The sequence below is a fragment of the Kitasatospora sp. NE20-6 genome (assembly GCF_045862635.1).
In genome coordinates this window covers 60,746-74,735 of the sequence record NZ_BPRL01000034.1, presented here as the reverse complement: position 1 = coordinate 74,735, position 13,990 = coordinate 60,746, and the positions used below count along the sequence as shown (strand labels likewise).

The window sequence follows — 13,990 nt, the reverse complement described above, 5'->3', positions numbered from 1 at the left end:
GCAGCGCGGGTGGGTGGAGCCCGCGCTGCCCGGGGTGGCCGACGGTTACTGCGGCCAGGCCGCGTCGATGTCGGCCGCCACCTTCTGGATGGACTGGCCCTCGGCGAACCACGCCGTGAACGACTTCCACTCCTGGCCCGCGCCGACGGCGGCCGGCATCAGGTCGGAGGCGTCGAACCGGAAGGTGGCGGCCGGGTCGGTCAGCGCCTCGGCGGACAGCTTGTCGATCGGGTCCGTGTAGAGGCTCTTGTCCACGCCCTGGTTGGCGGAGACCCAGCCGGGCGAGGTCTTGACCCGGCTGCTCGCCCAGTCGCTGCTCGACAGGTAGTTCTGCACGGCCTGGACCTCGGGCCGGTCGGAGAAGGCGGCCAGGAACTCGCCGCCGCCGATGACCGGGTTCTTGATCTCGGGGTTCACCGCCGGCAGGTGGAAGGCGAAGATGTCGCCGTCCGGGTCGATCTTGGTGCCCTTGGGCCACTGCGCGCGGTAGAACGACGCCTGCTGCAGCATCGCGCACTTGTTGGTGAGGATCGGGGCGCCCGCGTCCTGGAAGGTCGTGGTGGCGATCGACTTCACGTCACCGATGCCCGCGTTGACGAACGCCGGGTTCTGCATCCAGTCGGCCACCGTCTTCATCGAGCCGGTGATCTGCGCGTCGCTGAACTTGATCTTGTGGGAGACCCACTGGTCGTAGACGTCACCGCCGTACGAGCCGAGCACGGCCTGCTCGACCCAGTCGGTGGCCGGCCAGCCGGTGGCGGTGCCGGAGGCGATGCCGCCGCACCACGGCTTGGCGCCGCCCGAGGTCGCGATCCTGTTGCTGAGGCCCATCAGCTCGGCCCAGGTCTTGGGCACCTCGTAGCCGGCCTGCTTGAACGACTTCGGCGAGTACCAGACCAGCGACTTCATGTTGGCGCTCATCGGCGCCGCGTAGAAGGTGCCGTTGACGGAGCCGTAGGTCTTCCAGACCGGGCTCCACTTGTCCTCGTTGGTGACGGTCTGCGCCGGCGGCTTGGCGACCTTTCCGGTCTTCACCATCTGGGCGAGCAGGCCCGGCTGAGGGATGATCGCGAAGTCCGGGGCGTTGCCGCCGCTCACCCGGACGGGGAGCTGGGACTCGAAGTCGTTGGAACCCTCGTACGAGATCTTGATGCCCGTACATTTGCTGAAGTCGGCCCAGGACTTCTCCAGCGAGTCGGACTCCGGGCTGAGGATCGATGCGAACATCGTCACCTTCTTGCCCGCGTGACCCGCGTACGGCTGGAACTGGGCGCAGTCGCCGGTGAGGGTCGGTGCAGCGGACGAGGCGGAATCGTCCTTCGAGGAGCTGTTCGAACACGCCGCAGTGAGTGCCAGGGCGAGTACGGCGGGGGCGGCCAGCAGGCGCCGCCGCGTGTGGGAAGTCATCGGCAGGCCTCGCAGGCGATCGTCGTGGTGGTCAATGCGGTCCTCCTCGCCAGGGCACCGAGATGCCGGCCGTAAGACAGAACAACACTGCGCTGAACCGGTTGATCGAGCTGTGCCCAGCAGTCGCTGGCTTGAAGACGTTAACTCACGGGTTACCCCACGCCAAGATCCACGTTCGACCTTCATCACGCAGTGTCCCGGTCGTAACACGGCCGTGCTGGAGGACCGCCGCCCCCGGCGGCCCTCCGGCGCCGGTCAGAGCCGGACGGGCAGCTCCCTCAGGCTGTTGACCACCGTCGTCGGGTTCGGCCGCAGATCTCCCTCGCCGACCGCGAGCCGGAGCCGCGGGAAGCGCGCGAACAGCGCGGGAAGCGCCACGGCCGCCTCCAGCCGGGCCAGCGGGGAGCCCGGGCACACGTGCGGGCCGTGCCCGAAGGACAGGTGCCGGGAGGGGGCCCGGGTGACGTCGAACAGCTCGGCGGTGACGCCGTGCTGCAGGGGGTCGCGGCCGATGGCGTTGTAGGAGATCAGCACCGCGTCTCCGGCCGGGATCACGGTCTCCCCGACCGCGACGTCCTCGGTGGTGAAACGGAACAGGAAGTTGCTCGTCGGAGGCGTCCAGCGGAGCGACTCCTCGACCACCGCGGACCACGCCACCTCACCCGCACGGGCCAGCTCCAGCTGGTCCGGATGCGCCAGGAGCGCCCGCACCGCGTTGGTGATCAGGTTGACCGTCGTCTCGTGCCCCGCCGCGATGATCACCCGCAGGGTGGCGGCGGCCTCCGCGTCGCTCAGCGCGCCGCCCTCGACGTCGGCCGCCAGCAGCGCGCTGACGAGGTCGTCGCCGGGCTCGGCACGGCGGCGGGCCACCAGGTCCGCCACGAGCACGTTGAGGGCCGCGATGGTGGCCGGCACGTCCGCCGGCCGGGTGGTGCTGGAGAAGAACCGCTCGTACAGCTCGCGGATGTACGCGTGGTCGTCCTCCGGCACGCCGAGCAGCCAGCCGATCACCGACATCGGCAGCGGGAAGGCGAACGCCGTCTTGAGGTCGACGACCGGACCGGCCGCCTCCACCTCGTCGAGCAGCCGGGCGGTGATCCGCTCGATCCGGGGCCGCATCAGCTCGACCCGCCGCGGGGTGAACGCCTGCGCGACGATCGCCCGCAGGCGGCGGTGCTCGGCGCCGTCCGTGGTGACCATCGACGGGCCCGGGACGGCGAGGCCGATCAGCGGCCACGTCGCCGGCACCTCGCCCCTCCGGTACGCCCCCCAGTGCGTGGCGTCCTTCACCAGCCGGGCGTCGGTCAGCAGCTGCCGGGCCTCCTCGTGCCGGGTCACCGCCCAGCCGCGCACGCCCAGCAGCTCGACCGGCACCGCCGGGCCCGCGGCGCGCAGCAGCGCACCCTCCGCGGCGTTGTCCCGCGCCAGCGGGTCCATCACGATCGGCTCGGCCGTCATCGCCCCTCCAGGGGAATCGTCACTCCAGGAACCCCCGTTCCCGCCCTCGCCCTGCCGGGTCACCCCGCGACGTAGCCCGGGGTGAACGCCACCGGCAGGGCCATCAGGCCGCGCACCCACGCCGAGGGACGCCACACGAGGGCGCTCTCGGAGACCGCGAGACGGATGTCCGGCAGGCGGTCCAGCAGCACCTCGATCGCCGTGGCGGCGATCACCTCGGCCGCCTCCCGTGCCGGGTACGGGCAGCCGTGGTCGCCGTGGGAGAAGCTCAGGTGGGCGCGGTTGCCCTCGGCGGGGCGGCCGGCGTCGTCGCGGACCGTCGGATCGGCGTTGGCCCCGGCGAAGCCGAGCAGCACCATGTCGCCCCTGGCGATCTGCTGCCCGCCGAGCTGCACGTCCCGGGTGGCCCAGCGGCCCGCGAAGATCTGCGTCGGGGGGTCCTCCCAGAGCGCCTCGCCGAGCGCCTGCCCGATCGACCGCCGTCCGCCGGAGAGCGAGGCGGCGAAGCGGTCGTCGGTGAGCATGAGCCGCAGCGCGTTGGAGATCCAGTACGCGCACGGCTGGTGGCCGGCGATGAGCAGCACCCGCAGGTCGCGCATCACCTCGTCGTCGTCGAGCCCGGCGTCGTGCCCCAGCAGCCGCGACGCGAGGTCGGCGGCGGGCCGCTCCCGGCGGTGCCGCACCAGGCCGTGCATGACGGACAGCAGCTGCTGCGCGCCCTCCTGCGCGTCGGCGCCGCCGTCGAGCATCGCCAGCAGGCCCTTGATCAGCACCGGCGCCTCGTCCTCGTCGAGGCCGAGCACCCGGCAGAGGACCATCAGCGGCATCCGGTGCGCGTACTCGGCGACGAGGTCCACCTCGCCGCGGCCCGCGAAGCCGTCGACGAGACGGTCCGCGACCTCCTCGGAGATGCTGCGCAGCTCGTACGGGTCGATGCCCGCCAGGGCGTCGGTCACGGCGGTGCTGCGGCGCTGGTGCTCGGCGCCCTCCGTGTAGAGGATCGACGGGACGGGCGCCATCATCGGCTTGAGCGGCCAGTCCTCGGGGATGTGCGGCCACTGGTTCCAGCGTGCGGAGTCGCGGCCGAACACCTTGGGCCGGCCGGTCACGAGCTGGAGCTCGCGGTAGCCGATGACCAGCCAGGCCGGGACGCCGCCGGCGAGTTCCACCGGGGCGACCGGGCCGTGCTGGTCGCGCAGCTCCTGGTAGACGGCGCCCGGGTCGGTCTGGAACCGCGGCCCGTACAGCGGCGCCGCGTCCGCGTGGGCCGGGCAGCCGGGCGGCGGGGTGGTCGCGGGCTCGGTCACGGGGTGTCCTCTCCGGTGGTCTGGGCCTGGGCCAGGTGCTGCAGGTGGCGGACGAGCTCGATCAGCACCTGTTTGCTCGACGTGCGGTCCCGGGCGTCGCAGTCGATCAGCGGCACGTGGGCCCCGAGGTCGAGGGCGGCCCGGATCTCGTCGAGGGTGTGCTCCTGCGGCCCGAAGTTGTTGCGGGCCACCACGAACGGCGTGCCGTGGTGCTCCAGCCGGTCGATGGCGTACCAGGACTCCTCCAGCCGGCGGGTGTCCACCAGCACGACGGCGCCGAGCGCGCCGCTGAAGAGCCGGTCCCACAGGAACCAGAAGCGTTCCTGCCCGGGCGCGCCGAAGACGTAGAGCACGTTCTCGGCGTTGAGCGTGATGCGCCCGAAGTCGAAGGCCACCGTGGTCGACCGCTTGCCCTGGATGCCGGAGAGGTCGTCGATGCCCTCCCCCGCCCGGGTCATGGTCTCCTCGGTGTTGAGCGGGCGGATCTCGCTCACCGAGCCGACGAGCGTGGTCTTGCCGACGCCGAAGCCGCCCACCACGACGATCTTCAGACCGTTCGTCGCGGTGCTGCTCAGCGGTGCTCTGGCCGGGGCGGCGGTGTCAGAGCTGTTGGAGACCATGCAGTACCTGCTTCAGCGTGTCGAGGTCGGGCAGCCGGGCCTTGGTGGGCGCGAACCGCGGATGGCGGGCGGTGATCCGGCCCGTCTCCAGCAGGTCGCCGAGCAGGATCTTCACCACGCTGACCGGCAGGCCGAGCTCGGCGGCGATCTCCACGACGGCGATCGGGTCGGCGCACAGGGTGAGGATGCGGGCGTGCTCGGACTGCATGCCGGGCACGGGCTCCTGCTCGGCGACGATCAGCGTCACCAGGTCGAACGCGTGCTCCGGCGGCCGGCTGCGGCCGCGGGTCACGGTGTAGAGCCGGTCCGGGTCCTCGTCCCGGCCGGGCAGCCGCCGGGTCACACCCCGGCCTCGATCTCGCGCGGCGGGGCGCTCAGGAACACCCCGATCTGCTCGATCAGCCCCTGCATGTTGTGCCCGACGACGCCGACGTCGGCGTCGTCGTCGGTGACCACGGCGAGGTGGGCGCCCTCACCGGCGGCGACGATGCACAGGATGCCGCCGTGGAACTCGGTCATCGACTGCCGGACGCCGCCGCTGCGGTCGCCGAACTCCATCGAGGCGCCGTGCGCGAGGCTCTGCATCCCGGAGGCGATGGCGGCGAGCTGGTCGGCGCGGTCGGCGCCGAGGCCGGCGGTGTGGCAGAGCTTCAGGCCGTCGGCCGAGAGCACCAGGGCGTGCCGGGCACCGGGGGTGGCGCTCAGCAGGTTCTCCAGGAGCCAGTCGAGGTCGCGGTCGGTGCTGCTGCTCATCAGGCATCGTCCTTCGGATGGGCGTCGGGGGACTCGGCCCCTTGCAGGGCCTTGCGGAAGGCGCCGAACCGGGCGGCCGAGAGGGCCGCTCCGGCGCGGTCGGAGCGCGGTGCCGGGGTGGGCTCGGCCTCCGGGGTGGCCGCCGCCAGGGTCTGGCCGCGGCGACGCTGCGGCAGGCCGGTCCCGGGGGCGGTCGGGGAGTCGTGGCCGGCCCCGGTGCGGGCGCCGGCGGGGGTCGGTGCGGTCTCCGGCGCCGGGCGGACGGCCTGGGCCGGGCGGGCCGCGGGGAGTGCGGGCGTGGCGGTGCGGCGGTCGGGCGCCGCCGCGAGGGCCTTGGTCAGCACGGGGGCGGGGTGGGTGACGAGCTGCTCGGGGATCAGCACGACGACGCCCGTGCCGCCGCGGGCGGACGGCCGGAAGGAGATCGACAGGTCGTGCTTGCGGGCCAGCGAGCCGACGACGGCCATGCCGAGCCGGGTACCGGCGGAGAGTGCGGTGAGGTCCAGCGGCTCGGCCGAGACGGCGTGTTCGGCGCGGCGCAGCCAGCTCTCGCTGAGGCCGAGGCCGCCGTCCTCGACGGTGATGACGAGGCCGGAGTGCACCTCCTCGACGTAGACGTGCACCTCGGCCGGCGGGGCGGAGAAGTTGGCCGCGTTGTCGAGGAGTTCGGCGAGGGCGTGCATGACGCCCTCGGCGGCGAAGCCCGCGACGGCGGCGGTGGAGGCGGAGTGCAGGCGGACGCGCTGGTAGGCGCCGATCCGGCCGAGGGCGCCGCGCAGGATCGACTCGACGCCGATCGGCTTCGTCCAGCGGCGGCCGGAGCGGGCGCCGGTGAGCACGGCGATGGAGTCGGCCATCCGGCCGACCTGGGCGGTGGAGTGGTCGAGGGCGAGGAGGTCGCCGAGGACGTCGTCGCCGTGCCGGTGCTGCATCTCGCGCAGTTCGGCGTGCATGCTGGTGGCCAGTGCCTGGACGCGTCCGGCGGCGGTGGCGCAGACGGCCAGGGCGGCGGCCCGCTGGCGCTCGCCGCGGGAGACCTCGACGGCGATGCGGCGCAGCAGCGCGTGGTGCACGGGGAGGTCGTGCCGGGCGAGCACGGCGTCGACCGAGGCTCCGGCGCGCAGGCGGGTGACCACGTCGGGCAGCACCGTGTCGCGCAGCGCGGTGAGTTCGGTGCGCTCGCGGACGGCGGCGGTGTGCGCCTCGTGCAGGCCGGCGAGTTCGGTGCGCAGGGATTCCTCGACGGCGTGGGCGTGCGCGAGGCCTGCGCGGTCCTCGCGGGCCTCCGCCTGGGCGGTGACGAGGGCGGCCCGGAGGGAGCCCGCGGTGGTGTGGGCGGCGTTGAGTTCGGCGTGCAGGGTGCCTGCGGCGGCGGTGTGCCCGGCGAGTTCGCGGCGGGTGTCGGCGAGCAGGCGCTCGGCCTGCCGGGCCCGGCCGTCGAGGCGGGCGGCGTGCCACACCAGGAGGCACCAGAGGGCGGTGGTGACGGCCAGGGCTCCGGCGACGGCCGCGCGGTGGGCGGAGGGGGTGAGGGCGAGGGCGGCCGCGGCGGCCCCGGCTCCGAGGACGATCCCGGCCGCGGCCCGGATCGCGGGCCCGCTGTCGTGTCCCTGGGTCGCTGCCCGGGCGGGGCGCGTGCGGGCTCTCATCAGTCTGATCCTCGTGCGGGCGTCGGCTGCGGAACGGACGACCGCGCGCCGGGCGACCGGAGGCGCACCCGTGGCGCACACCGGGCATTTGATCGGTACACGCGGTCAGCAGATCATAACCATTCAGCTTCGGTCCTCGACGCGCGAGTTGACTGCCCGTCGCGCTTCCGGACGCTCCGCGCCCGCACCACCCGACGGCCTCCACCAGGCCTCCACGGATCCACCATCCCGCCGCCGCCTGCCGGTCGGCCCGCGGCCGCCGACCGACCGCTCCCGACCGCGCCCGCCCGCCCGCATCCACCCGCTCCCGCCCGCACCCCGACGGGGGCGGACGGGCGGCGGCCCGGATCAGGCGAGAGCGGCCTCCACCTCCTGGCGGAGCCGGACGACGTCCACGCCGCGGCCGGAGATCACCCGGCCGCCGAGGCCCTGCTCCTCCCTCAGCAGGCCGAGCAGGATGTGGCCGTCGGAGATCTCGAGGCCCTTGAGCCGGACCGTCTCGCGCAGCGAGAGCTCCAGCGTCCGGCGGGCGTCGGCCGCGAACCTGCTGCGGGTGCGCTCGCGCCGTCCGGTGGCCGGCTTCCGCTCCAACGCCCCTTCTCCGAAGGCCGATTCGACGGCTTCCCGGACGGCGTCCAGGTCGACGCCGATGGCGGCCAGGGCCGGGCCGTCGACGTCGCCGCCGGCCAGCCGCCGCACGTCGGCGCGGACGGCAGGGTGGTCGAGGCCGACGCCGGCCAGCAACCCGGCCACCGGGGTGGCGGGTTCGCGGACCAAGGCGAGCAGGAGGTGCTCGGTGCCCACCCGCTCGTGCCGGAGTTCCTGTGCTTCCTGCTGGGCCTGCACCACGACGCGTCGTGCGCTGTCGGTGAACCGTTCGAACACGGTCAGCCCTCCTCTCTCGAACCGAAGATCCGGCGTGCGTACTTCTTGTGCACCGCCTGCCGGCTGACACCCAGGCAGGAGGCGATCTCCTGCCAGGACCATCCCTGCGCGCGGGCGTTGCCGACCTGGAGGTCCTCCAGCCGGTCGGCGAGGTCGCGCAGGGCCCGGACGGCCCGGAGGCCGATCGCGGGGTCGCGGCTGCTCGCGTCCGCCGCGAGCTGTTTCGTCTCGCTCATGCTGTCAACCTAGGTTGACATCTCCCGCATGTCAACCCAGGTTGACGCCTGCGCCGGCGCCGCCCGCCGCGCTACGTCGACCAGTGGGCCCGGTCGTTGGGGTTCCGCTCGCCGTCCGCCGGCATTCTTCGACCGCGGCGCTTGCCGGTCCGCCGCGAGCGGGCGTACGCCTCCAGTTCCGCCAGCCAGCGCGCCCGGTCCGCCTCCAGCACGGCCAGCGCACGCAGCAGCGCGGCCTCGTCCCGCTGGTACGGACCGGCCAGCCCGGCCAGGCGGTCGAGCGTGCCGTGGAAACCGAGCGGCCGGTACAGCTGCACGCACGAGCGCAGCGCCGCCACCCGCGCCCGCAGCGGCAGTGCCGGGTCCGCCACCCGGCGCGCATGCCAACCGAAGCTCATCCTGCCGCCACCTCCAGAAGTCGAGCCTGCTTCCGCGCGCTCCCCCGGCGCCCCGCGTTCGTCAGTAACATGCCAACAAATGCGTCCGGCGGCCACCCCGCCCCCGCGCCACGGCCCGGGCGGCGACGGCCCCCGCAGCACCGGGACGGAACGTCCATGACGGGATAATCCCGGACCGTCCGGAATTGCTACCCTCGCAGCATGAGCCCGAGCACCCCAGGCCCCCAGGTCACCGACGTCTCGGCCCTGCTGGCCCACACGAGCCACGTCCTCGCCACCCGGATGACGGCCGCCTTCGGCGAGCTCGGCATCACACCGCGCGCCTTCTGCGTCCTCCACCACGCCCTGGAGGAGGAGCGCACCCAGATCCAGCTCGCCGAGCTCTCGGACCTCGACAAGACCACGATGGTCGTCACGGTGGACGAGCTCGAACAGGCCGGACTGGCCGAGCGGCGGCCGTCCACCACCGACCGCCGGGCACGGATCATCCACGTCACCCCGGCCGGCGAGGTGGCCGTGACCGAGGGCGCGGGGATCGCCGACCGGGTGCACCAGGAGGTGCTCGACGCCCTGCCCGGCGACGAGCGGGAGGTGTTCGCCCGGGCGCTGGCGAGACTGTCGGAGGGCATCCTCGCCACCCCGGTGGAGTCCGACCGCCCGGTGCGGCGGGCGCGCCGGGCCCGAAGCTGATCCCGAAAAAGATAGTCCCATACAAAACCATCTGCTAGCGTCTCACCTGTTCCCGACGAAGCAGGAGGCGACGCCATGCGCCCGCACGCCCTCACCACCCCGCGCCCCACCCCCCGTCCGCGGCCCTCCGAGGCGCCCGCCGCCTCACGCCGGGCGGCCCTCGCGGTGCTCTGCGCAGGCATGCTCATGGTCATCCTGGACGGCAGCATCGTCACCGTCGCCCTCCCGGCCATCCAGCGCGACCTGGACTTCTCCCCCGCCGACCTCACCTGGACGGTCAACGCCTACGCCATCGCCTTCGGCGGCCTGCTCCTCCTCGCCGGACGCCTCGGCGACCTCCTCGGCCGCCGCCGGATCTTCGTCGCCGGAATCGCCGTCTTCACCCTCGCCTCGCTGCTCTGCGGCCTCGCCACCAGCCGCGAGATGCTGGTGGCAGCCCGGTTCGGACAGGGCGCCGGCGGCGCCATGGCCTCCGCCGTCAGCCTCGGCATGATCGTCACGCTCTTCCCCGAACCCGCCGAACGGGCCCGCGCCATCGGCGCGTTCAGCTTCGTCGGAGCCACCGGCGCCTCCATCGGCCAGGTCCTCGGCGGCATCCTCACCGAGGCCGCCGACTGGCACTGGATCTTCTTCGTCAACCTGCCGATCGGGCTCACCGCCGCCCTCGTCGCCCTGCGCGTCCTCGCCGACGACCGCGGGCCCGGCCTGTCCGGCGGACACACCGACCTCCTCGGCGCCCTGCTGGTCACCGCCGGCCTGATGCTCACCGTCCACACCGTCGTCGGGACCGCCGCCCACGGCTGGACCTCCCCCCGCACCCTCGGCGAGGCAGGCGTCTCCGCCGCCCTGCTCGGCGCGTTCGTCGCCCGTCAGGCCACCACCGACCGGCCGCTCCTGCCGCTCCGCATGTTCCGCTCCCGCAACGTCACCGTCGCCAACCTCGTCCAGGTGCTCGCCATCGCCGCGATGTTCGGCTTCCAGATCCTCACGGCCCTCTACCTGCAGAACGTCCTCGGCTACGGCCCGCTCGCCACCGGTCTCGCCCTGCTCCCCGCAGCCGTCCTCATCGGCGGCGTCTCGCTCGGCCTCTCCGCCCGGCTCAACGCCCGCTTCGGCGAACGCGCCACCCTGCTCGCCGGGCTCACCCTGCTGACCGCCGCCCTCGCCCTGCTCGCACGACTCCCCGTGCACGCCGACTACGCACTGCACCTGCTGCCCACCATGCTGCTCGCCGGCGGCGGCGGGCTCGTCCTCTCCGGCCTCACCGTGCTCGGCATGTCCGGCGCCGGGCCCGAGGACGCCGGAGCGGCGTCCGGCCTCTTCAACACCACGCAGCAGGTCGGCGCCGCGCTCGGCGTCGCCGTCCTCTCCAGCCTCGCCACCGCCCGCGCCGACCGCCTCACCGCCGACGGCCACGCCCGGGCCGAGGCCCTGACGGCCGGGTTCCACCTCGCCTTCGGCACCGGCGCCGGCCTCCTCGCCGCCGCCCTCGTCGTCAGCGCGGTCCTGCTCCGCCGCCCGGCGCCCCTGGCCGCCGGTCCGGGCCGGCACGGCACCCCGGAGGCCGCCCGCCGGTGATCCGCGGACGGCCCGGAGACGCCGGGGGCGGCGGGGGACGGCCCTCGTCCCCCGCCGCCGCCGGCGGTGGTCCTCCGCCCCCGCAGCAGGCAGCACGAACGGGAGGAGCGGTGGAGCCGCAGCCCTCGCAGAGGTAGCAGCTGCCGGCGCGGCGCATCTTCGTGCCGCAGGAGAAGCAGAGCGGCGCGTCGGCGTTGAGGCCGAGCTGGATCTCCACGAGCTCCGTGGAGTTGTGGGCCTTCGCCGGGACGGCCTTCGGCTTCTCGGCCACGGGCTCCACCGCCTTGGGGGCGGCGAGCGGCGCGGACTGCGCGAGGCCCTCGACGTCGACGTCCTCCTCGACGGGCTCGTAGGAGCCGGTCTCCAGGTGGCGGGTCCGCTCCTCCACCGAGTGGATGCCCAGCGCGGAACGCGTCTCGAACGGCAGGAAGTCGAGCGCCAGGCGGCGGAAGATGTAGTCGACGATCGACTGCGCCATCCGCACGTCCGGGTCGTCGGTCAGACCGGCCGGCTCGAAGCGCATGTTGGTGAACTTCGAGACGTAGGTCTCCAGCGGCACGCCGTACTGCAGGCCGACGGAGACGGCGATGGAGAAGGCGTCCATCATGCCCGCGAGGGTCGAGCCCTGCTTCGACATCTTGAGGAAGACCTCGCCGAGGCCGTCGTCCGGGTAGGAGTTGGCCGTCATGTAGCCCTCGGCGCCGCCGACCGTGAAGGAGGTGGTGATGCCCGGGCGGCCCTTGGGGAGGCGCTTGCGGACGGGGCGGTACTCGACGACCTTCTCGACCGCGGCGACGGGCGCCGCCGCCGGCTTCTCCTCGACCGCGGGGGTCTTGGTCTTGGCGGAGAGCGGCTGGCCGACCTTGCAGTTGTCGCGGTAGATCGCGAGCGCCTTCACGCCGAGCTTCCACGCCTCGAAGTAGATCTCCTCGACCTCTTCGACGGTGGCGTTCTCCGGCATGTTGACCGTCTTCGAGATCGCGCCGGAGATCCACGGCTGGATCGCCGACATCATCCGCACGTGGCCCATCGGCGAGATGGAGCGCTCGCCCATCGCGCAGTCGAAGACCTCGTAGTGCGCGGCCCTGAGGCCGGGGGCGCCGATGACGTTGCCGTTCTCGGCGATGTGCGCGACGACCGCCTCGACCTGCTCCGGCTGGTAGCCGAGGCGCTGGAGGGCGCGCGGCACGGTGCCGTTGACGATCTGCATCGAACCGCCGCCGACGAGCTTCTTGAACTTCACCAGGGCGAGGTCCGGCTCGACACCGGTGGTGTCGCAGTCCATCATCAGGCCGATCGTGCCGGTCGGGGCCAGCACGGACGCCTGCGCGTTGCGGAAGCCGTTCTGCGCACCGAGGCGGAGCACGTCGCCCCAGGTGTCGGTGGCGGCGGCCCAGACCGGGGCGTCGAGGTCGTCGACGGCCACGGAGGCGGCGTTCGCGTCGGCGTGCTGCTGCATGACCTGCTGGTGCGGGGCCGCGTTGCGGGCGTAGCCGTCGTACGGGCCGACGACACCGGCGAGTTCGGCGCCGCGGCGGTAGGCGGTGCCGGTCATCAGCGAGGTGATGGCGCCGGCGAGCGCGCGGCCGCCCTCGGAGTCGTACGCGTGGCCGGTGGCCATCAGCAGGGCGCCGAGGTTGGCGTAGCCGATGCCGAGCTGGCGGTAGGCGCGGGTGGTCTCGCCGATCTTCTCGGTCGGGAAGTCGGCGAAGCAGATGGAGATGTCCATCGCGGTGATGACCAGCTCGACGACCTTGGCGAAGGTCGCGGCGTCGAACGTGTCGTCGTCGCGCAGGAACTTCATCAGGTTGAGCGAGGCGAGGTTGCAGCTGGAATTGTCCAGGTGCATGTACTCGGAGCACGGGTTGGACGCATTGATGCGGCCGGACTCCGGGCAGGTGTGCCAGCGGTTGATGGTCGAGTCGTACTGGATGCCGGGGTCGGCACAGGCCCAGGCGGCCTCGGCCATCTTGCGGAAGAGCTTCTTGGCGTCGACGGTCTCGATGACCTCGCCGGTCATGCGGGCGCGCAGGCCGAACTCGGTGCCGTTCTCGACCGCGGTCATGAACTCGTCCGAGACGCGGACGGAGTTGTTGGCGTTCTGGTACTGGACGGACGCGATGTCGTCGCCGCCCAGGTCCATGTCGAAGCCGGCGTCCCGCAGGGCGCGGATCTTCTCCTCCTCCTTCACCTTGGTCTCGATGAAGGCCTCGACGTCCGGGTGGTCGACGTCGAGCACGACCATCTTCGCCGCGCGGCGGGTGGCGCCGCCGGACTTGATCGTGCCGGCGGAGGCGTCGGCGCCGCGCATGAAGGACACCGGGCCGGAGGCGTTGCCCCCGGAGGAGAGGAGCTCCTTGGAGGAGCGGATGCGGGAGAGGTTGAGGCCGGCGCCGGAACCGCCCTTGAAGATCATGCCCTCTTCCTTGTACCAGTCGAGGATCGACTCCATGGAGTCGTCGACGGCCAGGATGAAGCAGGCGGACACCTGCTGGGGCTGCTTGGTGCCGACGTTGAACCAGACCGGCGAGTTGAAGCTGAAAATCTGGTGGAGGAGGGCGTGGGTCAGCTCGTGCTCGAAGATCTCGGCGTCGTCCGGGGACGTGAAGTACCCGTTCTTCTCGCCGGCCGCGCGGTAGGTGAGCACCACGCGGTCGATGATCTGCTTGAGGCTCCACTCGCGCTGCGGGGTGCCCACGGCGCCGCGGAAGTACTTCGAGGTCACGATGTTGACCGCGTTGACCGACCAGGAGTCGGGGAACTCGACGCCGCGCTGCTCGAAGTTGATCGAGCCGTCGCGCCAGTTGGTCATGACGACGTCGCGGCGCGCCCAGGTGACCTCGTCGTAGGGGTGGACGCCAGGGGTGGTGTAGATGCGCTCGATCCGCAGACCGCCCTTGGGAGCCTTGCCGGTCCCCTTGACCGCCTTCTCGGACTTCGACCCGCGTGCGGAACCGCTCGTCGTGTCTGTCACTTCTTCTCCTCCTCCTGGGCAAACGCCCTGGACGC

13 protein-coding genes are annotated in these 13,990 nt (G+C 72.9%); 2 read left to right on the top strand and 11 right to left on the bottom strand.

What is annotated here, in order from left to right:
* Positions 1–45 precede the first annotated feature (45 nt).
* The 10 genes from SNE206_RS22815 to SNE206_RS22770 all read right to left on the bottom strand — a co-directional run bounded on the left by SNE206_RS22815 (position 46) and on the right by SNE206_RS22770 (position 8,713).
* The gene (locus tag SNE206_RS22815; RefSeq protein ID WP_407915334.1) at positions 46–1,407 is read right to left on the bottom strand and encodes an ABC transporter substrate-binding protein; all 1,362 of its coding nucleotides are present in this window, start codon (positions 1,405–1,407) and stop codon (positions 46–48) included.
* A gap of 255 nt (positions 1,408–1,662) precedes the next feature.
* Positions 1,663–2,865, bottom strand: a complete 1,203-nt coding sequence (locus SNE206_RS22810; RefSeq protein ID WP_407915333.1) for a cytochrome P450 — start codon at positions 2,863–2,865, stop codon at positions 1,663–1,665.
* A 59-nt stretch (positions 2,866–2,924) separates the two neighbouring features.
* Complete coding sequence (locus tag SNE206_RS22805) at positions 2,925–4,172, bottom strand: cytochrome P450 (protein WP_407915332.1); 1,248 nt, start codon at positions 4,170–4,172, stop codon at positions 2,925–2,927.
* Complete coding sequence (locus SNE206_RS22800; protein WP_407915331.1) at positions 4,169–4,792, bottom strand: GTP-binding protein; 624 nt, start codon at positions 4,790–4,792, stop codon at positions 4,169–4,171. Before SNE206_RS22800 ends, SNE206_RS22805 begins: the two co-directional genes overlap by 4 nt.
* Positions 4,773–5,135, bottom strand: coding sequence for a DUF742 domain-containing protein (locus SNE206_RS22795; protein ID WP_407915330.1), 363 nt, complete (start codon positions 5,133–5,135; stop codon positions 4,773–4,775). The genes SNE206_RS22800 and SNE206_RS22795 overlap by 20 nt, the downstream gene beginning before the upstream one ends.
* On the bottom strand, positions 5,132–5,545 hold the full coding sequence (locus SNE206_RS22790; RefSeq protein ID WP_407915329.1) for a roadblock/LC7 domain-containing protein: 414 nt from the start codon (positions 5,543–5,545) through the stop codon (positions 5,132–5,134). The genes SNE206_RS22795 and SNE206_RS22790 overlap by 4 nt, the downstream gene beginning before the upstream one ends.
* The gene (locus SNE206_RS22785; protein WP_407915328.1) at positions 5,545–7,194 is read right to left on the bottom strand and encodes an ATP-binding protein; all 1,650 of its coding nucleotides are present in this window, start codon (positions 7,192–7,194) and stop codon (positions 5,545–5,547) included. Before SNE206_RS22785 ends, SNE206_RS22790 begins: the two co-directional genes overlap by 1 nt.
* 348 nt (positions 7,195–7,542) lie before the next feature.
* Entirely contained in the window at positions 7,543–8,079 is a 537-nt protein-coding gene (locus SNE206_RS22780) for a Clp protease N-terminal domain-containing protein (RefSeq protein ID WP_407915327.1), read from the bottom strand.
* Positions 8,080–8,081: 2 nt separating this feature from the next.
* Entirely contained in the window at positions 8,082–8,315 is a 234-nt protein-coding gene (locus tag SNE206_RS22775) for a helix-turn-helix domain-containing protein (protein ID WP_405011342.1), read from the bottom strand.
* A 71-nt stretch (positions 8,316–8,386) separates the two neighbouring features.
* On the bottom strand, positions 8,387–8,713 hold the full coding sequence (locus SNE206_RS22770) for a hypothetical protein (protein WP_407915326.1): 327 nt from the start codon (positions 8,711–8,713) through the stop codon (positions 8,387–8,389).
* Between the two features lie 201 nt (positions 8,714–8,914).
* Here SNE206_RS22770 and SNE206_RS22765 point away from each other — a divergent pair, with 201 nt between their 5' ends.
* Both SNE206_RS22765 and SNE206_RS22760 read left to right on the top strand, forming a co-directional pair.
* Complete coding sequence (locus SNE206_RS22765) at positions 8,915–9,403, top strand: MarR family winged helix-turn-helix transcriptional regulator (RefSeq protein ID WP_407915325.1); 489 nt, start codon at positions 8,915–8,917, stop codon at positions 9,401–9,403.
* A 75-nt stretch (positions 9,404–9,478) separates the two neighbouring features.
* Positions 9,479–10,981 (top strand): DHA2 family efflux MFS transporter permease subunit, encoded by a 1,503-nt coding sequence (locus SNE206_RS22760; RefSeq protein ID WP_407915324.1) that lies wholly within the window; start codon positions 9,479–9,481, stop codon positions 10,979–10,981.
* On the opposite strand, the gene SNE206_RS22755 is transcribed toward SNE206_RS22760, so the two are convergent.
* Positions 10,899–13,955: a vitamin B12-dependent ribonucleotide reductase gene (locus SNE206_RS22755; protein WP_407915323.1), complete on the bottom strand. Its 3,057-nt coding sequence runs from the start codon at positions 13,953–13,955 to the stop codon at positions 10,899–10,901. The genes SNE206_RS22760 and SNE206_RS22755 overlap by 83 nt on opposite strands.
* Positions 13,956–13,990 lie beyond the last annotated feature (35 nt).

Excerpts from the sequence above, each read along its gene's own strand:
- SNE206_RS22800 (WP_407915331.1), bottom strand. The coding sequence starts at position 4,792 with ATGGTCTCCAACAGCTCTGACACCGCCGCCCCGGCCAGAGCACCGCTG.
- SNE206_RS22790 (WP_407915329.1), bottom strand. The coding sequence starts at position 5,545 with ATGAGCAGCAGCACCGACCGCGACCTCGACTGGCTCCTGGAGAACCTG.
- SNE206_RS22765 (WP_407915325.1), top strand. The coding sequence starts at position 8,915 with ATGAGCCCGAGCACCCCAGGCCCCCAGGTCACCGACGTCTCGGCCCTG.
- SNE206_RS22760 (WP_407915324.1), top strand. The coding sequence starts at position 9,479 with ATGCGCCCGCACGCCCTCACCACCCCGCGCCCCACCCCCCGTCCGCGG.
- SNE206_RS22775 (WP_405011342.1), bottom strand. The coding sequence starts at position 8,315 with ATGAGCGAGACGAAACAGCTCGCGGCGGACGCGAGCAGCCGCGACCCC.
- SNE206_RS22815 (WP_407915334.1), bottom strand. The coding sequence starts at position 1,407 with ATGACTTCCCACACGCGGCGGCGCCTGCTGGCCGCCCCCGCCGTACTC.
- SNE206_RS22810 (WP_407915333.1), bottom strand. The coding sequence starts at position 2,865 with ATGACGGCCGAGCCGATCGTGATGGACCCGCTGGCGCGGGACAACGCC.
- SNE206_RS22770 (WP_407915326.1), bottom strand. The coding sequence starts at position 8,713 with ATGAGCTTCGGTTGGCATGCGCGCCGGGTGGCGGACCCGGCACTGCCG.
- SNE206_RS22785 (WP_407915328.1), bottom strand. The coding sequence starts at position 7,194 with ATGAGAGCCCGCACGCGCCCCGCCCGGGCAGCGACCCAGGGACACGAC.